15 protein-coding genes are annotated in these 22,188 nt (G+C 65.3%); 5 read left to right on the forward strand and 10 right to left on the reverse strand.

Annotation, left to right across the window (positions count from 1 at the left end; all coding sequences use genetic code 11):
* The first annotated feature begins 2 nt into the window (after window positions 1-2).
* The 3 genes from KHN93_RS16455 to KHN93_RS16465 all read left to right on the forward strand — a co-directional run bounded on the left by KHN93_RS16455 (window position 3) and on the right by KHN93_RS16465 (window position 4,747).
* Window positions 3-2,717, forward strand: coding sequence for a TonB-dependent receptor (locus tag KHN93_RS16455; protein ID WP_104559943.1), 2,715 nt, complete (start codon window positions 3-5; stop codon window positions 2,715-2,717).
* Between the two features lie 369 nt (window positions 2,718-3,086).
* Window positions 3,087-4,016 carry a L,D-transpeptidase family protein gene (locus KHN93_RS16460; RefSeq protein ID WP_172837824.1) on the forward strand — a complete coding sequence of 310 codons (930 nt, stop codon included), beginning with the start codon at window positions 3,087-3,089 and terminating at the stop codon, window positions 4,014-4,016.
* Between the two features lie 2 nt (window positions 4,017-4,018).
* On the forward strand, window positions 4,019-4,747 hold the full coding sequence (locus tag KHN93_RS16465; RefSeq protein WP_039519260.1) for a M23 family metallopeptidase: 729 nt from the start codon (window positions 4,019-4,021) through the stop codon (window positions 4,745-4,747).
* A gap of 55 nt (window positions 4,748-4,802) precedes the next feature.
* Here the strand turns inward: KHN93_RS16465 and KHN93_RS16470 are convergent, their stop codons facing one another.
* Window positions 4,803-5,564, reverse strand: coding sequence for an SDR family NAD(P)-dependent oxidoreductase (locus KHN93_RS16470; protein ID WP_211920810.1), 762 nt, complete (start codon window positions 5,562-5,564; stop codon window positions 4,803-4,805).
* Between the two features lie 100 nt (window positions 5,565-5,664).
* Here KHN93_RS16470 and KHN93_RS16475 point away from each other — a divergent pair, with 100 nt between their 5' ends.
* On the forward strand, window positions 5,665-6,636 hold the full coding sequence (locus KHN93_RS16475; RefSeq protein WP_039519255.1) for a LysR family transcriptional regulator: 972 nt from the start codon (window positions 5,665-5,667) through the stop codon (window positions 6,634-6,636).
* A gap of 292 nt (window positions 6,637-6,928) precedes the next feature.
* Here KHN93_RS16475 and fhuE read toward each other — a convergent pair whose 3' ends face one another.
* Window positions 6,929-9,118, reverse strand: a complete 2,190-nt coding sequence (gene fhuE, locus KHN93_RS16480) for a ferric-rhodotorulic acid/ferric-coprogen receptor FhuE (RefSeq protein ID WP_104623735.1) — start codon at window positions 9,116-9,118, stop codon at window positions 6,929-6,931.
* Window positions 9,119-9,568: 450 nt separating this feature from the next.
* On the opposite strand from fhuE, the gene KHN93_RS16485 reads away from it, so the two are divergent.
* Window positions 9,569-10,510 (forward strand): alpha/beta fold hydrolase, encoded by a 942-nt coding sequence (locus tag KHN93_RS16485; protein ID WP_212579666.1) that lies wholly within the window; start codon window positions 9,569-9,571, stop codon window positions 10,508-10,510.
* Window positions 10,511-10,623: 113 nt separating this feature from the next.
* Here the strand turns inward: KHN93_RS16485 and tkt are convergent, their stop codons facing one another.
* The 8 genes from tkt to KHN93_RS16525 all read right to left on the reverse strand — a co-directional run bounded on the left by tkt (window position 10,624) and on the right by KHN93_RS16525 (window position 22,179).
* The gene (tkt, locus tag KHN93_RS16490) at window positions 10,624-12,624 is read right to left on the reverse strand and encodes a transketolase (protein WP_104559946.1); all 2,001 of its coding nucleotides are present in this window, start codon (window positions 12,622-12,624) and stop codon (window positions 10,624-10,626) included.
* A 259-nt stretch (window positions 12,625-12,883) separates the two neighbouring features.
* Window positions 12,884-14,164 carry a dicarboxylate/amino acid:cation symporter gene (locus KHN93_RS16495; RefSeq protein ID WP_102253528.1) on the reverse strand — a complete coding sequence of 427 codons (1,281 nt, stop codon included), beginning with the start codon at window positions 14,162-14,164 and terminating at the stop codon, window positions 12,884-12,886.
* 956 nt (window positions 14,165-15,120) lie between these two features.
* Complete coding sequence (locus tag KHN93_RS16500) at window positions 15,121-16,860, reverse strand: BatD family protein (protein ID WP_211920812.1); 1,740 nt, start codon at window positions 16,858-16,860, stop codon at window positions 15,121-15,123.
* A complete protein-coding gene (locus KHN93_RS16505; protein WP_211920814.1) occupies window positions 16,857-18,710 on the reverse strand; it encodes a VWA domain-containing protein in 1,854 nt (617 codons plus the stop codon). The genes KHN93_RS16500 and KHN93_RS16505 overlap by 4 nt, the downstream gene beginning before the upstream one ends.
* Complete coding sequence (locus KHN93_RS16510; RefSeq protein WP_039519239.1) at window positions 18,707-19,714, reverse strand: vWA domain-containing protein; 1,008 nt, start codon at window positions 19,712-19,714, stop codon at window positions 18,707-18,709. The genes KHN93_RS16505 and KHN93_RS16510 overlap by 4 nt, the downstream gene beginning before the upstream one ends.
* A complete protein-coding gene (locus KHN93_RS16515; protein WP_104559988.1) occupies window positions 19,711-20,172 on the reverse strand; it encodes a DUF4381 domain-containing protein in 462 nt (153 codons plus the stop codon). The genes KHN93_RS16510 and KHN93_RS16515 overlap by 4 nt, the downstream gene beginning before the upstream one ends.
* Before the next feature lie 2 nt (window positions 20,173-20,174).
* Window positions 20,175-21,137 carry a DUF58 domain-containing protein gene (locus tag KHN93_RS16520; protein ID WP_211920816.1) on the reverse strand — a complete coding sequence of 321 codons (963 nt, stop codon included), beginning with the start codon at window positions 21,135-21,137 and terminating at the stop codon, window positions 20,175-20,177.
* A 22-nt stretch (window positions 21,138-21,159) separates the two neighbouring features.
* On the reverse strand, window positions 21,160-22,179 hold the full coding sequence (locus tag KHN93_RS16525) for an AAA family ATPase (protein WP_104559949.1): 1,020 nt from the start codon (window positions 22,177-22,179) through the stop codon (window positions 21,160-21,162).
* Window positions 22,180-22,188: the final 9 nt, after the last annotated feature.

Consider the following 22,188-nt stretch of genomic DNA (forward strand, 5'->3'; position numbering starts at 1 on the left):
GCATGCAGTCTCCACGCACCACCCATCGCCTGACCTGCGCCATCGCACTGGCACTGTCCGCGCCGGCGTTTGCCGAGACACCGGAGCTCGGCACCACCACGCTGGATTCGGTCAACGTGCAGGCCAAGCACGCCGCCGCACCGGGATCGCTCAACGAACAGCGCCTGTCCAGCAGCGTCAACAGCGTGATGAGCAAGCAGCAGATCGATGCGATCCCCTCCGGCGGCATCGCCGATGTCGTGTCGCACATGCCGGGCCTGTCCGCATACAGCGACATGCATCTGGGCCAGGCCACCACCGGCGAGAACGCCTACGTCAGCATTCGCGGCATGGACGCCAGCTACAACGCCTACACGCTCAACGGCTTCGGCATGCCGGAAACCGATTCATCGACGCGCGCCATCTCGTTGAACATGCTGGCGCCGTTCGGCATCCAGTCGGTGCAGGTGTCCAAATCGCCCACACCCGATATGCCCGGCGATTCGATCGGCGGCGCGATCGACATGCGCACGCCCAATGCCTTTGACTTCGGCCAGGATGTCTACGCCAAGAGTACCGCGCAGGGCCAGTTCAATGCGCTGGCCTCGGAGCTGGGCGGCAAGGACAGCGGCGGCACCTTCCAGCAGGAGTTGGCCTGGAAGTTTGGCGATGGCCATGCCTTCGGCCTCTACGCATCGGCGTATTACGGCAGGAACAACAACATGGCGCAGGCGCCGGCGCCCAACAGCAAATACGTGCCGGCCGATCCCGCGCTCGCCACTGCAACCGACCTGCGTGATGTCGGGCCGTTGATCAGCACCCGCTACAAGTACAGCCTCTACACCAGCCAGATCGAACGCTACGGCGGCAACCTCTCGCTGGATTGGCAAGGCGACAACAGCGCGCTGTACGCGCGCGCCATCTACGGCAGCTACGGTGTCACCGGGCAGCAGGACCAGTCCAGCGCGCGCCTGGAAACCTATCGCAACCAACCCACCGCCGTGCGTGGCGGCTACTTCAACACGCACGATATCGACGAAAAACTGGCGACGCTGCAATTGGGAGGCCAGACCACGCTGGGCCGCCTGCGCTTCGACTACGGCAGCTCGGTGGGTCGCGGCACCCGCAGCCGCCCGGACTACGTGTCGGCAAGCCTGTATGGCTTTACGCCCGGCAGCTTCGCCTTCGACCTCAGCAACCCCCGCTATCCCAGCATCGCGCCAAGCACGCCTGGCTTGCAGGACTTCTTCTACAACCTGGATTCGTCGTTGCTGTGGAAGGTGCAGGGGCACGACGCCGGCAGTCACGACAACCGCATCAACGCACACACCGATATCACCTACCAGGTCGACGGCGACGTGCTGGACAGCGTCAAGCTCGGCCTGTCTGCCGACCACTCCGACCGTGGCGCCTACGATCACCCGTTCTTCCACAAGGACGGCAACTTCGTCACCAACGGGCCTTATTTTGGCGGACCCAATTACGCGTTCCCCACTGCAGGTGGGCCGCCACTGAGCGCGATCCCGGGCCGCGTCACCTATAACGCCTTCGACGGCCGCTACGCCGGACCGTTCAAACTGCTGGACCGCAACTGGATGCTTGCGCAGGCGCTGCCCTACAAATACGTCAACGATCCCAACGGCGCAGGCGTCTATACCGCCAACGACTACAACGCCAACACCACCTCCAGCACCGAGGCGATCTATTCCGGTTATGCAATGGCCGCGCTGCATGTCGGCTCGGTGAGCGTGCTGCCCGGCGTGCGCTACGAGTTGACACGCTATGCGGCCGAATCCTGGCAATCCAGCGGCGATGGCAGCACCGGCAGCTTCGTCGGCACCGGAAGCACCTTTGGGCAAGTGCTGCCGGGCATCAGCATCAACTATCGGCCGGACGATCTCACCGTGTATCGCGCTTCGTTGCGGCGCAGTTTCAGCCGCCCGGCGTTCGGCCTGATTTCCGGCGAGACGGTGTACACCATCGACGATACCCAAAAGGTGGTCGGCATCTCCAGGCCCAATCCCGATCTGCAGCCGAGCAAGGCCGACAACGCCGACCTCTCTGCCGAGTTCTACGATCACAGCGGCGGCGTGCTCAGCGCATCGACCTATTACAAGCGCATCACCGGCTTCATCTATACCTCGCAATCGGCGACCAGCAACGACAACACCCTGGGCGGGCTGGTACCGACCGGCACCACCTTCGAAAACGGCGTGCCGGTGACCATGCCGCAGAACGGCGGCACCGCCAAGCTCTATGGACTGGAGCTGGCAGCGAGCAAACGCTTGCAGGAGTTGCCGGGCCTGTGGAGCAACGTCGGCGTCACCGCCAACCTCACGCTGCAGCACAGCGAAGCAGACAGTAGACGCAGCGACCAACCGGAAAAGACCTGGCTACCACGCGCACCCGAGCGCATCTACAACCTGGATCTGTTCTACGACGATACGCATCTGCGCGCCGACCTGAGCTACAACTACACGGGCCTGCAATTGCTGGGGCTGACCAGCGACCGGCTCAACTATTATCTGCAACCGGTCAAGTCACTGGACTTCACCGCGACCTATCATCTGCCGCACCACGTCGATGTCGGTGTGTCGGCCAAGAACCTGCTCAATGCCGCCACGTTTTACGAAACCCAGGGCAAGTCCAAGCGCTACATGGCCTACGACCCTGGCGCCGACGGCGCCTATGTACAGACCGGACGGGTATACATGCTGACCTTGGGCTACACCTACTGACGGCAGCCCTGCACAGCTGCGGCGCAATGTCTGCAGCTGCAGGGACCGGGTCTGCACCACTCCGTATCGATCGCCTGACTGACATGCAGGCGATCGATTGCGGCGTGGTGCACCACGCCCTCCGCCAAGCGGGTGGAAGCATCAGCAGCAAGCAGCGGCATCGAATCGGCAGCTGTGCGGAGGTGAGATAGCTGGTATCCACTTCTGACCCGCATCGCGACTGCGCGCCCAGTCAGTCCCGGTGCAGCCATTTCACGCAGACCACGCAGGCGGCTCGGGCAAGGTGCGCGCATGCCTCTTCCGGACCTGCTCATGCCACCACGCATCTACGCTCGCGCCTGCTTGCTCGCCCTCGCCCTGGGCACCTCCCTGTCCGCACTGGCGCAAGCGCCGCAGCCCGCCGCCGCACCTGCGCCGGCACCTGCAGCAGCTCCTGCTGCGACCGTCGTGCCGACCGGCCCGCGTTCGGACCTGCATGCGCAGGTGCTGCTGGATCGCGCGCATTTCTCGCCGGGACAGATCGACGGCGAGCGTGGTTCCAATCAGAAGCGTGCGGTGTCGGGGTTTCAGGCAGCGCACAAGATCAAGGTCACCGGTGAGCTGGATGACGCCACCTGGCAGGCCTTGCAGGCCGACACCACGCCGGCACTGGTGCAGTACACGCTCACCGATGCCGATGTGGCCGGGCCGTTCCTGCCGATTCCGAAAGGGCCGGCCGAACAGGCCAAGCTGACGTCGCTGGGCTACACCTCGGTGGACGAGGCGCTGGGCGAGCGTTTCCATGCCGCTCCGGAACTGCTGCGCCAGCTCAACCCCGGCGTGGATTTGAACAAGGCCGGTGGCGTGATCCAGGTGCCCAACATCGACGGCGTCCCACCATTGGCCAAGCCGGCCAAGCTGGTGGTCGACAAGTCCGAGTCGACACTGCGCCTGTTCGATGCCGACGGCAAGGTGTATGCGCAGTTCCCGGTGTCCTCCGGCAGCAAGCACGACCCGCTGCCGATCGGCCGCTGGAAGGTGCTGGGCGTGGCGCGCGACCCAGTGTTCAAGTACAACCCCAAGCTGTTCTGGGACGCGAAGAAGGGTGATCAAAAGGCCACCCTGCCCTCTGGCCCGAACAACCCGGTCGGACGCGTGTGGATCGATTTGTCCAAGCCGCATTACGGCCTGCACGGCACGCCGGAACCCGGCCATGTCGGCAAGACCGAATCGCATGGCTGCGTGCGCCTGACCAACTGGGACGTGGTCAATCTGGCCAGCGTGGTGGGCCCGTCCATGCCGGTGGTGATGCAGGAGTAAGCATGAAACTGCTGATGATGCTGGTGGTCGGTGTCTTGCTCGGTGCAGCCGGCTATTGGTGGCTGGAACGCCAGGCACCACAGGCGGCCGTCGCACCGGCGTCCGCAGCTGCACCCGCGGTGACAGCGCAGCCTGAAGCGGCAGAGGCGGCAATGGCAGCGCCTTCTGCCGCTCCAGCGGTTGCCGATCCAGCCGTTGCCGCATCGTCGCCATCCACCGAGACGATGCCCGCCGCAAACACGCCAGCCGCGCCTGCGTCTGCAGCCGCTCCTGAAGCTGCGAGTTCAGGCAGCGGCCTGCTGATTCCGGTGCAAGGCATCGGCAGCGGCCAGCTGCAGGACACCTTTACCGACGCACGCAGCGAAGGCCGCGTGCACGATGCCATCGACATTCTTGCTCCGACCGGCACACCGGTCATTGCAGTTGCAGACGGCACGGTCGAGAAACTGTTCAACAGCGAGCGCGGTGGCCTGACCGTCTACCAGTTCGATCCGAACGGCACGTACTGCTACTACTACGCACACCTGGAACGGTATGCCGACGGCCTGGCAGAAAAGCAGGCAATCAAGCGCGGCCAGGTCATCGGCTACGTCGGCAGTACCGGCAATGCCGATCCTGCCGCACCGCATCTGCACTTCGAAATCCATCGCCTGGGGCCGGAAAAACAATGGTGGAAGGGAGAGGTCTTGAATCCTTACCCCGTATTGCATGGCGACCAGACCCTGCAGTGATGCACCAGGCGGTGATGCAGACACAGGCCTGCGCGTGATGCGCAGGCCTGTGCATTCAGATCAACATGCCGCCCGATACCTCGATGCGTTGCGCATTGATCCACCCGGTTCCCGGCGCGAGTAATGCAGCGACCACTGGCCCGATATCGTCCGGCAGCCCTGGGCGCCCCAGTGCCGTGACCGACGACACCATCGCATTGACCTGTGCGTTATCGCGCACGCTGCCGCCGTTGAAGTCTGTCTCGATCGCACCCGGCGCCAGCGTATTGGCACGAATACCACGCGCACCCAGTTCCTTGGCCAGATAGCGGGTGAACACCTCCACCCCGCCTTTCATCATCGCGTAAGCCGAGGCACCGGGCAGTGCGAAACGTGCCAGGCCGCTGGACACATTGAGGATGCGTCCGCCGTCGGCGATCAGCGGCAATAACGCCTGGGTCAGGAAATATGGCCCTTTGAGATGGATGTTGACCAGGGCGTCGAACTGCGCCGGCGTGGTGTCGGCGATGGCCGCGTGCAGCCCGGTACCCGCGTTGTTGACCAGCGCATCGAACTGCGTGCGGTCCCAACCGGCCAGCACCTGCTTCAGCTGCGCGGCGAATGCTGCCAAGGACTCGGCGTCGGCAACATCCAGCGGCAGTGCCTGCGCGCGGCGGCCAAGCGTGTGGATCTCGGCGACCACCGCAGCGGCCTCATCCGCCTGGCTGCGATACGTCAGCACGATATCGCTGCCATCCGCAGCGAGCGCAAGCGCAGCATTGCGGCCCAGGCCGCGGCTGCCGCCGGTGATCAGGGTGATCGGTGTGGTGGTCGACATGATGGACTCCGTTGCGGGTTTGGATGCGATTTGGGGCGATCACCACAGGCGGTGCATGACCGCGGGGCGGGCGTGACGTTGTCTGACCGCGCCAAGACTATTGCGCTTGCCGCGCCACATAAATCGGTCCAACCTGATTGCACCGTTCAAGAACGTCTACCAATCGATGGATACCCTGGAGTCGCTGCGCGCCTTCCTGCGCGTCGCCGAGCTCGGTAGTTTCACCCGTGCCGCCGAAACGCTGGGCCTGCCCAAAGCCAGCGTCTCCACCGCCGTGCAGCGGCTCGAAGCCTCGCTTGGGACGCAGCTTTTGCATCGCACGACGCGTCGCGTGCAACTCACCGGCGACGGCACCGCGTTCTACCAGCGCAGCCGCGATCTGCTCGACGACATGGACGAATTGCAGAGCATGTTTCAGCGCGAACGCAGCCAGCTGCGCGGGCGCCTGCGGGTGGACATGTCCTCCGGCATCGCGCGCAATTTCGTGATTCCCGCGCTACCCACGTTCCTGGCGCAGCACCCGCAGCTGGAGGTGGAAATCAGCGGCACCGACCGCCGCGTCGATGTGGTGCGCGAAGGCTTCGATTGCGTGTTGCGCGTGGGCACGCTCGAAGACACCAATCTGGTCGCACGACCGCTCGGCGTGTTTCGCATCATCAACTGCGCCAGTGCCGACTACCTCGCACGACGGGGCATGCCGCAGCGCCTGGACGATCTGGTTCACCACGACCTGGTGCACTACGTGCCGACGTTGGGCCAGCGGTCGTCCGGCTTCGAGTACCGCGATGGACAGGCGTACCAGCTACTGCCAATGCGCGGCCCGGTGACGGTCAACAACGGCGATGCCTATCTCGCCGCGGCATTGGCGGGCCTGGGCATCATCCAGGCGCCGGCCAGCCCGTTGCGCCCGCACCTGGACAGCGGCGCCTTGATCGAGCTGCTGGCCGCCATCGCGCCGGAACCGATGCCGGTCACCTTGCTCTACGCGCAGCGTCGCCATCTGCCGCAACGCGTAGGTGCGTTCATGGACTGGGTTACGGAGGTGATGGCACCGTATCTGGAACCGCTGTAGCGCCGTGCCACCTTCGATGCGATTGCCGGCACGTCTTCGCGTGTTCGTATGCGCAGGCAGGAAGTGTTTTTGTAGCGCGCCGACATTGGCGGGAGGCATCAGTTGCTTTCGCGCCACTTCGATACCACCGAAGCAAACCGATACCAGCAGGCAGCGCAGGCAGTGCGGCATGCGCCGCAGATCCACGATCACTCCGCTGGCGCCAGACACAAAAACAGGCACCTTCTGCAAGGTGCCTGCATCGTTGCAACAACAGGCCAGGCGCTGACATCGCGCCCGGCCCGGTCTGCGATCAGAACGTGTAGTTGAAGGTCAGCATGCCGTTGCGCGAGGCGCCCCATGCGCCGTAGCCACCGTTGAACTGCGCGTAGTAGCGCTTGTCGAGCAGGTTGTCGACATTGAGCTGCACCGAGAACTGCGGCGACAACCGGTAGCGCGCAAACGCGCTGACCAGTGCGTAAGCACTCTGCTGAAAGGCGCCGTAGACCGGGTCCACATAGTACGAGCGGTTCTGCCAGTTGACGCCACCACCCACGGTCAGATCGCTCCACGCACCTTGCGGGGTGTAGCTGTTGAACAGCTTGAGGGTGGTGCGCGGCAGATGCGTATTGATCGAGGTGCCGCTGTCATCGCGCGCGGTGTAGTGCGAGGCGCCGAAGGTGGTGTTCCAGCTCTCGGTCACCCGCCCGGACACCTCGAAATCGAAGCCTTCGCTGACCACGCCGTTGGCGGCTTCATACGCCGACTCGCTGCTACCGGGGACGAAGCCGCCGGTGGCCACGCCCAGGTTGTCCTGCTCGATGCGGAACACCGCAAGCGAGGCGTTGAGCCTGTCGTCGAACCACGCTGCCTTGACGCCGGCTTCGTAGCCCTTGCCGGTCAACGGATCCAGGTAGCCGCCATTGGCATCGCGCAGGGTCTGCGGGTTGAAGATTTCGGTGTAGCTGACGTACGTCGACCACACGTCGTTGATGTCGTAGACCAGACCGGCGTACGGGGTGACTTCGGTCTGGCTGTCGGAGAACGGCGCCAGTCCCTGCGTGGCATCGAAGTTGCCGCCATCGATCTGCCAGTCGGTGTAGCGCGCACCCACCAGCAACTTTAGCGAATCTGCCAGCGAGAAGCGTGCAGCCACGTAGGCCGCCTTCTGCTTGATGGTGCCGGTGCTCTGCACCGTGCGCGGACTCCAGTTGGGTTCCGGGTAGGCACCGGTCCAGCCTATGTAGCTGTCCAGCGGCGCCGGGAAATCGAAGGTGCCGTTATTGACGTACTCGCGGCGGTTGTAGCTGGCGCCGGCAACCAGCTGATGCTCGCGGCCGAACAGCTGGAACGGACCTTCCGCATAGACGTCGGCGCCATCGGCCTTGCGCTCGGTCAGGTAGTTGCCCGAATACGGCACCACGCCGCCACCGGTGGCGCGGTCGAACCCGAAGATCGTATAGAACGGATAGAACAGGTGGTTCGCCGCTTCTGTCTTCTCATGGCTCAGATTGGCCTTGAGGGTCCAGCCGTTGTCGAAGCTCTGCTGCAGGCTGGCGAAGGTGCGCTGCAGACGCGTGTCCCAGAACGTCCAGTCGGCCGCCGGGTTGAACGAGCGATCGTAGTTGGTGCGGGTGCCATCGCTGTAGAACAGCGGGAAGCCGCCCCAGGTGACATCGTTCGATTCCTTCTTCTGGTACTCGTAGCCCACGCTCAGCAAGGTGCTGTCGGTGAGATCGGCATCGATGATCGCCGAGCCGATCTTCTTGCGCAGGCCGTAGCGGTCCATATCCGACTCGCCGTCCTGGTACACGCCGATCACGCGCGCACGCACGGTGCCTTCCGGGCTGAGCGGCACGGTGACATCGGCCACGCTGCGGGTCTTGTTGAAGTCGCCACCGCCGACCGACACGGTGCCGGTGAAGTCGCGGCTGAGCGCATGCTTGCGCACCAGGTTGATCGAGGCCGACGGATTGCCCGAGCCGGTCAGCAGGCCGGTGGCGCCACGCACCACTTCGACACGGTCGTACAGCGCCACGTCCAGCGCCGAATCGCCGTAGCTCCAGGCCTGCTCCATGTACGCCGGGATGCCGTCGAACTGGTAGTTGTCGATGTAGAAACCGCGCGCGTAGAACTCCAGCCGCTCGCTGTCGCTCTGCGCCACCGAGATGCCGGTGACGTTGTTGAGCACGTCGGTGATGCTCTGCAGGTTCTGGTCGTCCATGCGGTCGCGGGTGATCACGGTGACCGACTGTGGGATCTCCCGCAGCGACAGGTCCATGCGCGTGCCGGCGGTGGTCTTCTCCACCGTATAGCCCTTGGCCTGCTCGCCCTGCACGATGAGCCGGTCCAGGGTGGTGACCTCGGCATCGCCGGCGGCGGCAGGCGTCTCGGCCAATGCCTGGCCAGCGGCCATCGCGCACAGCGCGGCGAACAGCGCGCGCGGCAGGGCACGGCGACGCGCGCCCACGGAAGCAAGACGCAATTCGGTACTACGGATCATCGGGAACTCCAACGCAGACGGATCAGACCACGCGCTGCGAAGACGCCGCGCCGGCAACAAGGGGAGGAAACGGTGTGCCTTACCAGCGGCAGCGCGCCATTTTAATGGGAATGATTCACATTTTAAATAGCTGGATTGACATATTTTTAGCATTTACTTGACACAAGCGAGCGCTACCTGGATAGGAGGCCCACTGCGCAACTCTCGGTCTGACCTCAGGCATTGCAGCCGAACTCGCATAGACGCGACACTCGGAACGGAAGCTACTGAACAGTTGGCTGACGTAACGACGGAACGCACTACAACGGGGATCACATGAAGAAATGCTGGATAGCTATCGCTCTACTGCTGTTGTGCACGCCGGCAGTGAGCGCTGCTGCAGGGCCAGATAAAACGTCGCTGAACGAGGCTTGCCGGGTACCCGGCAACGCCGTGCACGAGGCAGGTCTTGTGCAGATCGGAGGCATCCAGCAATGGGTCACGATCGAAGGTCAGGACTGCCAAAATCCGGTGGTGCTGATCGTGCATGGCGGTCCAGGCAACCCCAACACGCCGTTCGCGAAACATCTGTTCGGCAGCTGGACGCGCGACTTCACCATCGTGCAATGGGACCAACGCGGCTCCGGCAAGACCTACGCCGCAAGCAAACCTGCCGACGGCGAGACGCTGACCATGCAGCGGCTGACGCAGGACGGTAGCGCGGTTGCGCGCTATGCCATGCAACGGCTGGGGAAACCCAAGCTCATCCTGATGGGCGGATCGTGGGGCTCGGCACTGTCGGTCACTATCGCCAAGGCAAATCCCAGTCTGTTCCATGCGTATGTCGGTACAGCGCAACTGGTCAATTACCAGGACGATATGGCGGCCAGTTACGCCAAGACGCTGAGTCTGGCCCGCGCAGCCAGCGATGCGGATGCGATCGGCAAGCTGGATACGATCGGCCCGCCGCCATGGACCAACCCGCGCAACTTCGGCGTCCTGAGGCGCCTGACACGCAAGTACGAAGCCTTGAGCACCGACCCGGCACCGGAAGACTGGTTCACCTTCGCAGCGGAGTACGACACGCCCGACTACCGTGCAGCCTATGAGGCCGGAGAAGACTATTCCTTCTTACAGTTCGTCGGGCTGGCAGGCGACGGCATGGGCCCTCAGATCGACCTGCGCACACTCGGGCCGCAGTTCGCCATGCCTGTCTATCTGATTCAGGGCGAACAGGATCTGGTCACCCCAGCCCAGATCAGCAAAGCCTATTTCGATGGTCTTTCTGCACCGAGCAAGGAATTCCTGCTGCTGCCACGCACCGGGCATGACCCCAACCCGCCGATGATGGACGCACAGCTGAAAGTGCTGACCAGAATCCGCGCAGCGGCGATGGCCAACGACGCACGCTGAAACACGCAACGCGCTCGTTGAATGATGAAGTACCGCACATCGCGCATTGATCACGAGATCCAACAAAAAAGCCGGCTTTCGCCGGCTTTTTCTTTCAGGCACCACGCAAGGCGTTACAGCGCCTTGGCTGCCGCGACCACATGCTCGGCGGTGATCTTGAAGTACGCGTACAGCTGGTCGGCCGGTGCCGAGGCGCCGAAGGTGTCGATACCGACCACATCGCCATCCAGGCCGACGTACTTGCGCCAGAAGCCGGTCACGCCCGCTTCTACCGCCACGCGCTTGCGCACCGCATTGGGCAGCACCGACTCGCGATAGGCCGCGTCCTGGCGATCGAACACGTCGGTCGACGGCATCGACACCACGCGCGTCTTCAGCCCGGCCGCGTCCAGGGTCTGCTTGGCTTCCACCGCCAGCCCGACTTCCGAACCGGTGGCGATCAGGATCACGTCGGGCGTACCACCTTCGGCATCGGCCAGCACATAACCGCCGCGCTCGATCAGCTTGAGCTGTTCGTCACTGCGCGGCTGGTGCTGCAGGTTCTGGCGACTGAACACCAGGCAGCTCGGGCCGTCCTTGCGGGTGATGGCGGCCTTCCAGCTCACCGCCGATTCCACTGCATCGCCCGGGCGCCACACATCGTTGTTGGGGATGTAGCGCAGCGAGGCCAGGTGTTCCACCGGCTGATGGGTCGGGCCGTCCTCGCCCAGGCCGATCGAGTCGTGCGTGTACACGTGGATGGCATGGGCCGGATTCAACGCGCTCATGCGCACGCCGTTGCGCGCGTAATCGCTGAACACCAGGAAGGTGGCGTCGAACGGAATGAAGCCGCCATGCAGCGCCAGGCCGTTGGCGATGGCGGTCATGCCGAACTCGCGCACGCCGTAGTAAACGTAGTTGGCATCCGGATCATCGGTGGCCACCGACTTGCTGGCCTTCCACAAGGTCAGGTTGGAATGCGCCAGGTCGGCCGAACCGCCGATCAATTCGGGCAACAACGGCGCGAACGCTTCGATCGCCAGCTGCGAGGCCTTGCGCGAGGCGATGGTCTGGCCGTCCTGCTGCGCCTTGGCGATATAGGCATCGGCCTGGGCGATGAAGTCGGCCGGCAGCTCGCCGTGCGAGCGGCGGGTCAGCTCGGCAGCTTCGGTGGCGTACTGCTTGCCGTACTTGTCGAACAGCTGCTCCCACTCGGCCTGGCGCAGGGTGCCGGTGCCACCTGCGCGCCAGCCGGCGTAGATCTCTTCGGGAATCTCGAAGGGGCCGTACGGCCACTCCAGCGCCTTGCGGGCGCCCTCGAGTTCTTCCTTGCCCAGCGGTGCGCCGTGCGAGGATTCCTTGCCGGCCTTGCTCGGTGCGCCGAAGCCGATCTTGGTGCGGCAGCAGATCAGCGTGGGCTTGTCGGTGTTCTCCAGCGCGGTCTCGATGGCGGCCTTGATCTTCTCGGCGTCGTGTCCGTCCACATCGCGGATCACATGCCAGCCATAGGCCTCGAAGCGCTCCGGGGTGTTGTCGCTGAACCAGCCGGCGGTGTTGCCGTCGATGGAGATCTGGTTGTTGTCCCAGAACGCGACCAGCTTGCCCAGGCCCCAGGTGCCGGCCAGCGAGGCGGCTTCATGGGAAATGCCTTCCATCATGCAGCCATCGCCCATGAACACCCAGGTACGGTGGTCGACGATTTCCAGCTCCGGGCGGTTGTAGCGCTGCGCCAGCAACTTCTCGGCCAGCGCGAACCCGACCGCATTGGCAAAACCCTGCCCGAGCGGGCCGGTGGTGGTCTCCACGCCGGGGGTTTCGCTGCGCTCGGGGTGACCGGCGGTCTTGCTGTGCAGCTGACGGAACTGCTTGAGCTGCTCGATCGGCAGGTCGTAGCCGGACAGGTGCAGCAGCGCGTACTGCAGCATCGAGCCGTGGCCGTTGGACAGCACGAAACGGTCGCGGTTGAACCACTGCGGGTTGTTCGGGTTGTGCCGGAAGAAATCGTTCCACAGCACTTCGGCGATATCGGCCATGCCCATCGGCATGCCGGGATGGCCGGATTTGGCGGCTTCGACCGCATCGGCGGCGAGAAAACGGATGGCGTTGGCCAGCTGGCGGCGGGTGGGCTGGGTCATGGGCGTCTATGGAAGCGGAGGGGAACACCGCTGGAAGCGGAGCCGCTTATTCTCCCACAGAGCGCGTTAGGGGGCTGGGATTGGGGAGTCGGGAGTCGGGATTCGGGAGTCGGGAATGGAGAATCGGGAATTGGGTGCCGTGCTGCAGGTTGGTCGCTGACGCCGCTCTCGCCAAGGCTACCGCTGCGGTACAGCGGACCTCACATCACCCGTACCGATCGCTACAGCCCGCTTTTACCCATTCCCGATTCCCGACTCCCTATTCCTCGCCCTTGGCAACCAAGGTCGTCAGCGCCAGATCGCCAGTCACGTTCAGCGCCGTCCGGCACATATCCAGGAAATGATTGACGCCCAGGATCATGCCGATGCCGACCGGGTTGACCCCGACCATCGCGCAGATCAGCGCCACCACCGGCAGCGAGCCGGACGGCACGCCGGCGGTGCCGATGCCACCCAGGATGCAGACCAGCATCACCATGAACTGCTGGCCGATGCTCAGGTCCACGTTGAAGAACTGCGCCAGGAAGATCACCGTCACCCCTTCGAACAAGGCGGTGCCGTTCTGGTTGGCGGTGGCGCCCACGGTCAGCACGAAACGCGACACCCGCGGCGGCAGGCCCATCTCGTCGGCCACGCGCAGGGCGGTCGGCAGGGTCGCGTTACTGGAGGCCGTGGAGAACGCCATCATCGTGGCCTCCTGGGTCTGCCTGAAGAAGCCGATCGGCGAGCGCCCGGCAAACTTCACTGCCAGCCCGTAACTGACCACCATGTGCAGGCCCAGCGCCAGCACCACCACGCCTACATAAGCGCCCAGACGGATCAGCAGATCAAAGCCGAACAGCGCGGCCAGATTGAACATGAAACAGGCCACCGCATACGGCGCCAGGCGGATCACCAAGCCGATCAGGGTCATCGAGATTTCGAAGATGCCCTCGATGCCGCGCTTGAGCGTGGCCACCTTTTCGTCGGCGGTCAGCACCATGCCCACGCCGAACATCACCGCAAAGAACATCAGCGACAGGATCGCGCCGTTGCTGGACGCTGCCGCGATCACGTTGCTGGGCACGATCGACAACAGCATGTCCATGCCCTGCGGCTGGGTGCCGGAGCTGGAGATGATCTCGCGGGTGCGCTCGGCGTTCTGCTGGATCAACTGGTTGGCCAGCTGCGGGTCCACGCCGGCACCAGGCTTGAGCACATTCACCAGCACCAGCCCCAGCAACACCGCCACGCCGGACAGCACGACGGTGTAGCCCAGGGTGCGCCAGCCCACGCGCCCGAGCGCACGGATGTCGCCCATCTCGGAAATGCCCATCACCAATGCCGAAAACAGCAGCGGCACGATCAGCATGAAGATCAGATTGAGGAAGATCTGCGAGAACGGAGTGGTGACGTATTTGGTGACCACGCGCACCCAGTCAGCATCGCTGCCGGCCAAGTAGTAGACGGCCAAACCCAGCAGCAGACCGACGGCGAAGCCAATGCCCATCTTCCAATGCAGGGGCAGGCCCGGGCGGCGTGCGGCGGGGGATGCAGTCATCTGGTCGGGCCTTGATCTGGACACAAGCCCCGGAGCTTAACAAACGCCATCGACGCGGCCACCTACCCGGTCTGCCGCCGTGCGCCCGCCCGAGGGTAGGTGCAGCTCCCACGTCAGCTGATACGGGCGTTGGAGCGCTCAACACATCTGGCGCGCTCGCCGCGGGCAGGCAGAGCGGATGCATGAGCCGCCTGTACCGGGGCGCGATGCCCAACCGCTTTGGGAACACGCCATGGAATCAGTCCCTGAGCTCTTGCTCGCACCCATGCACACCGACCATCCCGACGGGTCCTTGCCCGCTCACCGTCGCGGGACCTTACGCGGCATGGATGCCGCGTAAGAGCCTACAGGGACGTACTTGCGGCGTGTCCTGCGATGGTGGGCGGGCAAGGGCCCTGCAGCGAAGTCGCAGATCCGTCGCTCTGCCACTGATCTCTCCACACTGTCCAAGCGCAACATGCCCTGCTTGCAAACATGCGTACCGACCATCCCGACTGGTCCTTGCCCGCTCACCGTCGCGGGACCTTACGCGGCATGGATGCCGCGTAAGAGCCTACAGGGACGTACTTGCGGCGTGTCCCGCGATGGTGGGCAGGCAAGGGCCTTGCAGCGAAGCCACAGATCCGTCGCTCTGCCACTGATCTCTCCACACTATCCAAGCGCATCATGCTCTGCTTGCAACCAGTCACACCGACCATCTCGACGGGTCCTTGCCCGCCCACCATCGCGGGACCTTACGCGGCATGGATGCCGCGTAAGAGCCTACAAGGACGTACTTGCGGCGTGTCCCGCGATGGTGGGCGGGCAAGGACCCTGCAGCCAGGTCGCAGACCCAACGCCTTGTTTTAAGCAGCACAGGTGAACAACCAGGTGCAACCGGGATCAATGCGTCAAAGCGGGACAGGACAAGGTGACCATCTAGACCCAGTCAGCAACTTCCGATACAGCGAAACCGATCAAGGCGCCGGCGGATACAGCGGCGCCAAGACCTCCGGCTCCGCAGCCGTGGCATGTCGCCAACGCGGGCCCTTGGCAAAGGCCTCGCGCAAGGCCGAACGTGCACTGGTCACGTCGCCATCGCCGCCCCAACGGGCACGCTGCATCTGTGCCACCGCTGCCCGCTGCGCCGGGTCGCTCAACACTGCCAGCACGCTGTCGATATCGGCAACGCCGGCCATGCCGCACAACACTGCGGCCACGTCGTCCATGCCGCCGGTATCGAGCGCGCGTCGCAGCTCGGCCACACCGTGCGTCACACGCCGGCCGGGCGCAGCTGCATCGCTGGTGTTGATCACCGGCGCGCCGTGCGAACCGCCGCGACGCCGTAACAAGGCCCACACCAGGGTGGCAATCCACAGCAGCGCAAAGCCGCTCGCCGCAGCGATCCAGCCCCATGGCCGTTGCGTGGCCGCAGCCTGCTGCAGACTCAGCGTGCCGGCCGCAGCGGTTGGCGCAGCGTTATCCGGTGATGGACTGGCTGCAGGCGTTGGCGCGGGCGCGGGCGTCGCAAACGCACCGCTGCCTGCCGCCACATCCAGCGTAAGGTCCGGCAACGCCGCGGTCTTGGCTGCCGCCGCGCCCACATCCCACCATGCCACCTGCAAGCCGGGCACCACCAGCGGACCGGCGCGGTTGGGCACGATCGAATAACGGCGGGTCAGCCGCAGCTGCGGCGAGCCATCCACGAAGCGTTCTTCATACTGCGGCGGCTCGGCGAACACCTGCGCGTCGGGCACGCTCGGGGTCGGCAATTCCGGGAACTGCGCCTGGGTGGCGCCGCGTGCGCTGGCCTCCACCACGATCTGGGCCGCTTCACCGGCGGTGGCGCGCTGCGGCGTGGTCGTATACCGCAACTGCAGGCTGCGCAGCGGCAACCACGGCTGCGGCGCGTTGGCCGGTTGTGCGCGTACCTGCAGCGGGATGCTGGCGCTGCGTGCACTCAGCTCGCCATTGCCACGACCGAAATAGTCGTCGAAGAAGCCGCCGACCGACCGACCATTGAAGCGCGCCGACGGCAACACCAGCCGGCCGCTGCGCTCGGGCACCAGCAGATAGCGCCGCTCGACCACGTTGTATTGGCGGTTATTGAGTACCTTGACCGAACTGACGTCGTCGCCGATGCGCTGCAGCGATGCACCATCGGGTGCTTCCAGATCCAGCTCGCCGGACGCCAGCTGCGTGGCGAAATACAGCCGCACCACCACGCCCACACTTTGCTGCACATAGGGCTTCGGATCGTCCACCTGCGTCTGCACAAAGGCATCCTCGTTGCCTTGCGCCGCCGCTGCTGCGCCGGACGCGCTGCTGCCGGCAGCGCTCGCCCACGCGCCCACCTGCAACCGCAACGGTTCGGTGCGCTCGTTACCCACGCGGATCGCCGGCACGATCAGCTCGCCGCTCTTGCGCGGCGTCAGCACCACACCGAACAGCGCGCGCACCGTCACCGACCCATTGGTCACCTGCATCTGCTGGTTGGCGCTCTTGGCCCCCAGCGCGAAGTCGTTGCGCAACGGCGTGTAATCCGGATCGACACCGCGTTGATCGGTTTCGATATTCAACATCACCACGTCGCCGGCATTGGCGCTGTCGCGATCCAGCCACGCGCGCGTGACGGCACCCACCGGTGCACAGGTGAGCAGCATCACGCTGGTCAACATGCCGATCGCCGCGCGGCGCAAATGGTGTGTGCCGATCATCGTCCGTCCCGTTGCCTGCGTTCGTGTTCCAGCCTGAATTTGGTGCGCAGCAGACTGCCCGGGTCGTCCGGCACCCGCCGCAGCCAGGCATCCACCGCCTGGCGTTGCTCGCGTTGTTCCGGCGTTTCGTTCGCCGATGCCGCGGCGGCCTGCTTGCCGTTTGCATCGGCGCCCTTGTCGCCAGCCTGCGCCATCGCCTGCTGCATCTTTTGCCGCTGCGCGGCATCGGCCTGCTGCTGCGCCTTGGCATCGGCCGATTGCGGCGCTGCGTCCTGCTTGCTCTGCTCGCCCTGGCCCTTTTTGGACTGCTGGTTCTGCGAGGCTGCGTCCTGCGGCGTCTGCGTAGGCGGCTGATCCTTGCCGTCCTGTTTGCCTTGCGCATCCTGCTTGCCTTGCCCGTCTTGGCCGGGCTTTGGATCGTTCTGCTTGTTCTGTCCGGACTGATTCTGGCCGGTGCCGTTCTGACCGGATTGTTTCTGGTCGTCGGACTGGCCCTTGCCGTCCTTGCCTTTGCCGTCCTTGTTGTTCTGCTGCTGACGCTTGCGCGCCGCCGCCACCGCCGCACGATTGGCGATGGCGTCGGGCTGATCCGGATGTTGCTTGAGCGCCCGGTCGTAAGCCGCAATCGCTTGGTCGTACTGGCCCTGCCTGGCCAGCGCATTGCCGAGGTTGTACAGACCCTCATCGGTGGGCACATTTTCGAAGGCTTTTTGTGCCGCGGCGAAATCGCCCTTGCGATACGCCTGCACGCCGGCATCCAGGCGTTGCTGCTGCACCTGGTCGGCGCGTTGCCACAAGGTGCCGTCGGCAGCATGCGCGGGTTGGGCCAATGGCAACACGCACACCAGGGCCAGGATCGCCACAACCGCACGCCGCCGGAATGCCAGCAGTGCCAACAGCATCACCGGCAGCAGCAGCCAGTAGCCCTCGTCCAGCCAGGTCTTGCCGCCGGTGGACTCGGCAGCTTCATCGGCCAGCGGCTGTTGCGCCGGGTCGAGCACGCCCAGTGCACGCAGGTCCGCATCGTCGGCGGTGATGCGCGCATAGCGACCACCGCCCTGCCCGGCAAGATCGCGCAGGCTGCCTTCATCCAGTTTTGTCTGCGCAATCTCACCGGTCGTGGTGCGATAGGCCGCGCCGCGCGTGCTCCCCACGCCGAGCGCGGACACGCTGAATCCACGCGAGCGCGCCAACCGTGCAGAACTTCCGGCCGCACGATCGGCGCTGTCGCTGACCAGCAGGATGTCGCCCTGCTTGAAACCCGCCTGCAGCAGCAACTGCGTGGCCGCGTCGATCGCCGCATCGGCGCGCTTGCCGTCCACCGGCATCACCGATGGCGACAGCGCATCCAGAAACAACGCCACATTGGCGGTGTCTTCGGTCAACGGCGCAACGGTGAAACTCTCGCCCGCATAGACCAGCAATGCGACTTCGCCACCGGCCCGCTTGCGCAACAACGTGGCCAGCTTGGCCCGCGCCTGCAGCAGACGCGATGGTGGCAGGTCGTTGGCGGTGATGCTGGAGGACAGGTCCAGCGCCACCACCAGCGGCATGCTGGAGTGATACACCGGCCGCTCGGTCTGCCGCCAGCTCGGCCCGGTCATCGCCAGCACCGCCAGCGCATAGGTCAGCGCAGCCAGTACGAATCCCAGCCATCCACGCCGACTGCCGGACACCAGCAAGGTCGGCAACAGATGCGCATCCACGCTTTGCCGCCACACGTCCGCATCGCGCCGACGCAACTGCCACAACACTGCCGCCGGCACGATCGCCAGCAGCGCCCACAGCAACCCCGGGCGCAGCAGATGCAACGACTGCAGCCAGCCAGTCAGTTCGGTCAGCGCGTTCATCGCCATCTCCGCGGCAACACATAGGCCAGCAGCGCAATCACGATGGCGGCACCCAACGGCCAGTAATAGCGTTCCACGCGCGGCTGCACCGAAGGGCCGAGCGCCTTGACCGGCTCCAGCCGATCCAGCTCGGCATAGATGCCGGCCAGTTCTTCGGTATCGCGGGCACGGAAAAAGCGTCCACCGGTTTGCGCGGCGATCTTGCGCAAGCCGTCTTCGTCGATATCGTCGTTGCCCGTGGCCGGAATCGGCACGCCGAACAACGAATAGCCGCCATTGCCGCCGAAGGCGATCGTATGCACGCGCACGCCTTCGGCCTTGGCAAGCTCGGCGGCCTTGAGCGGATTGAGCACGCCGGCGGTGTTGACGCCGTCGGTGAGCAACACCACCACGCGCTGGCCCTGCTTCTGCTCGCGCAGCCGTTTGACCGACAACGCGATCGCATCGCCGATCGCCGTCTCGCGTCCGGCCAGTCCCACCACGCTGTCGGCCAGCTGGTCGCGCACGGAGGTCAGGTCGGCGGTCAACGGCGTCAACGCGTAGGCGCGCTGACCGAACACCAGCAAGCCGACCCGATCGCCGTCGCGACGATCCAGAAAGTCCGACAACACCGCCTTGGCGGCGGTCAGGCGATCCACCACATTGCCGCCGAGCACCATGTCCGGCTCGCTCATGCTGCCGGACAGATCCACCGCCAGCATCATCTGCCGCGCCTCACGCGGCGGCTGGATCACATCGCCCAATTGCTGCGGGCGCGCGAGCGCCGCGCACAGGAAAAACCAGCCCAACCAGGCAAGCCAGCGCGGCACCCGCAGTGCCGGTGTCCTGTTTGCCTGCGCAACCGCATGCAGTTGATCGGCGTAAGGCACACGCAGCGCCGCCGTATCCGCACGGCGCTTCGGCCAGAACCACATCAGCAACGGCAAAGGCATCAACCACCATGCCCACGGCCATGCGCAGTGCGCCAGCGCATCCTGCCATTGCGACCATTGCAGCCAGTTCATCGCCGGCCTCGCATCAGACTCAGAAAACGCTGCCGCGCCAGCGCCTGCACCGCATCCAGATCGGTCACCGCCGGCGCACGTTGAAAGCCGCCGTCCAGCAGCGCGCGCCCCGGTCCCTGCGAAAAGGCCTGCGTCTTGCTTTTGCGCCCGTCCAGAAACTGCAGCCATGCCTCGCTCTGCAGCCGGTCGGCCTGCGCATCGACGCTGCGCGCTGCGCGTCGCAACAACACCGACAACGCGGCCAGACGCTGCGCGGGAGTCGTTGCGCGCTGCAGCTCGGCATCGAATGCCGCCAACCAGCGCCGCTGCTGCTGACGACGGCGATGCCACCACCACCATGTGCTGCCAAGCACCAGGACCACTGCCGCGATCACCAGCCACCAGCCCGGCGCCAGCGGCCACCATGGCGGCGATGGCGGCAGATGGACATCGCGTAGCGGCAGCGATTGCGGCGACATCGTCATCGGCTCCGCACGGCGCTACTGCCGCCCAACCAGGCATCGCTGGCATCGTCGGTTGACAGGCGATGCAGGCGCACACCGCGTGCCTGCAGGACCGCGGTCAATTGTTCCAGCGGTGCCACGAATTCGGCCTGCCAACGCGCACGTCCGGCCTGCGTGGACAGATCGATCGCAATGCGCTCGCCGCGCACATCGAAGCTGAGTGCGCGGGCCGGCGGCGCCAGCTCCAGCGGGTCGACCAGCACGATCACCACCACCTCGTGATGCAAGGCCAGGCCCGACCAGCGCGTGGCAGAAATCCTGCTGGCGCTGCGCGCATCGGCCAGTACGGTCAGCCGCGCACCCGGGCGCAGCAACCGCGCGGCATGGTCCAGTCCCACCTCCAGACACGCATCCCCGGAAGGCGGCTGCGTGTACCAGCGCGCCAACGCATCCAGCACCGGCAATACGCCGCGTTGACCCGAGCGCGGTGCAATCGGCGCCTCGCTGGCAGTGCCACGCAGCGCAGCGATCCGGTCGCCCTGCCGCTGCGCCAGCCACGCCGCGACCGCGCCGGCACGGGCGGCCTGCACCGATTTGTAGCGCACCCGCGTACCGAAGAAGAGCGCCGGCGAGGTATCGGCCACAATCAGGCTCAAGCGTTCGCGCTCGGCCTGGAACAATTTGGTGTGCGCGCGCCCGGTACGCGCGGTGACCCGCCAGTCGATATGCCGCGCATCGTCGCCGGCCACGTACTCGCGCGACTCGGCGTATTCCATCCCGCGCCCACGCGTTGCCGCCGGCACTGGCCCGACCAGCCCATGGCGGCCACGCCCTGGCTGCCCGCGGTGGGTCGTGGTGCCGCGCAGCGCGATCAGCTCCGCCAGCGTCGGCCGCAGCCCATCGCCAGCGATCGACGCCGGAGCGGTGACAGGGGAAGAAGACGGCATCGAAGACATCGGATTCTGGTCAGAGGACGGCATACCTCGGCGACACGCTACCCGATCAGGGCAGCGGAATCTTTTCCAACAAGGCGGCGACCAGACGTTCGCCATCCCAGCCTTCGGCAGTGGCTTCGTAGCTGGGCAGCACGCGATGACGCAGCACATCCGGCGCGATTGCGCGGATATCGTCCGGGGTCACGTAGTCGCGCCCGGCCAGCCATGCACGCGCCCGTGCGCAGCGCTCCAGTGCGATCGACCCACGCGGGCTCGCGCCCCAGGCAATCCGCCGCGCCAATGCCGGGTCGTAGCGCTGCGCATCGCGCGACGCGAGCACGATCTCGATCAGGTAGCGCTCCAGCTGCGGCGCCAGATGCACGTCCAGCAACACCCGACGCGCGGCAAAGACATCTTCCAGCGGGATCTTGTCGGGTACCGTCTCGTGCTTTTCCAGGGTGTCGCGCGCGGCCTCACGTGCCAGACGCAGGATCTCCGCCTCGGCATCGGCCTGTGGATAGCCGATACGCACGTGCATCAGGAAGCGATCCAGCTGCGCCTCGGGCAACGGGAACGTGCCTTCCTGCTCGATCGGGTTCTGCGTAGCCATGACCAGGAACAGCTGCGGCAACGCATAAGTGTGCCGCCCGACGGTGACCTGACGCTCGCCCATCGCCTCCAGCAACGCCGACTGCACCTTGGCCGGTGCACGATTGATCTCGTCGGCGAGCAGGATCGGATGGAAGATCGGCCCGGGCATGAACTCGAACCGGCTGTCCTGCGGCCGCCAGATCTCGGTGCCGGTCAGATCGGAGGGCAGCAAGTCGGGGGTGAACTGCACCCGCGCAAAATCCGCTTCCAACCGCGAGGCCAGCGCGCGGATCGCGGTAGTCTTGGCCAACCCGGGCGCGCCCTCGACCAGCAAATGCCCATCGGCTAGCAGGGCGATCAGCAGCCGTTCGACCAGCGCGGACTGGCCCACGATGCGCTGCGCCAACGACTCGCGCAGCAGGGTGAATTGACGATGCAACCGGTCCTCGGCGGGCGCGGCAGCGGCTTCAGGGGGCAACAGCGGCGGTGCGTTCATAGGCCCAGT

The organism is Xanthomonas arboricola pv. juglandis, from assembly GCF_905367715.1.
Lineage (GTDB): Bacteria > Pseudomonadota > Gammaproteobacteria > Xanthomonadales > Xanthomonadaceae > Xanthomonas > Xanthomonas arboricola.

Excerpts from the sequence above, each read along its gene's own strand:
- KHN93_RS16455 (WP_104559943.1), top strand. The coding sequence starts at position 3 with ATGCAGTCTCCACGCACCACCCATCGCCTGACCTGCGCCATCGCACTG.
- KHN93_RS16465 (WP_039519260.1), top strand. The coding sequence starts at position 4,019 with ATGAAACTGCTGATGATGCTGGTGGTCGGTGTCTTGCTCGGTGCAGCC.
- KHN93_RS16470 (WP_211920810.1), bottom strand. The coding sequence starts at position 5,564 with ATGTCGACCACCACACCGATCACCCTGATCACCGGCGGCAGCCGCGGC.
- fhuE (WP_104623735.1), bottom strand. The coding sequence starts at position 9,118 with ATGATCCGTAGTACCGAATTGCGTCTTGCTTCCGTGGGCGCGCGTCGC.
- tkt (WP_104559946.1), bottom strand. The coding sequence starts at position 12,624 with ATGACCCAGCCCACCCGCCGCCAGCTGGCCAACGCCATCCGTTTTCTC.
- KHN93_RS16495 (WP_102253528.1), bottom strand. The coding sequence starts at position 14,164 with ATGACTGCATCCCCCGCCGCACGCCGCCCGGGCCTGCCCCTGCATTGG.
- KHN93_RS16500 (WP_211920812.1), bottom strand. The coding sequence starts at position 16,860 with ATGATCGGCACACACCATTTGCGCCGCGCGGCGATCGGCATGTTGACC.
- KHN93_RS16505 (WP_211920814.1), bottom strand. The coding sequence starts at position 18,710 with ATGAACGCGCTGACCGAACTGACTGGCTGGCTGCAGTCGTTGCATCTG.
- KHN93_RS16510 (WP_039519239.1), bottom strand. The coding sequence starts at position 19,714 with ATGAACTGGCTGCAATGGTCGCAATGGCAGGATGCGCTGGCGCACTGC.
- KHN93_RS16515 (WP_104559988.1), bottom strand. The coding sequence starts at position 20,172 with ATGTCGCCGCAATCGCTGCCGCTACGCGATGTCCATCTGCCGCCATCG.
- KHN93_RS16520 (WP_211920816.1), bottom strand. The coding sequence starts at position 21,137 with ATGCCGTCCTCTGACCAGAATCCGATGTCTTCGATGCCGTCTTCTTCC.
- KHN93_RS16525 (WP_104559949.1), bottom strand. The coding sequence starts at position 22,179 with ATGAACGCACCGCCGCTGTTGCCCCCTGAAGCCGCTGCCGCGCCCGCC.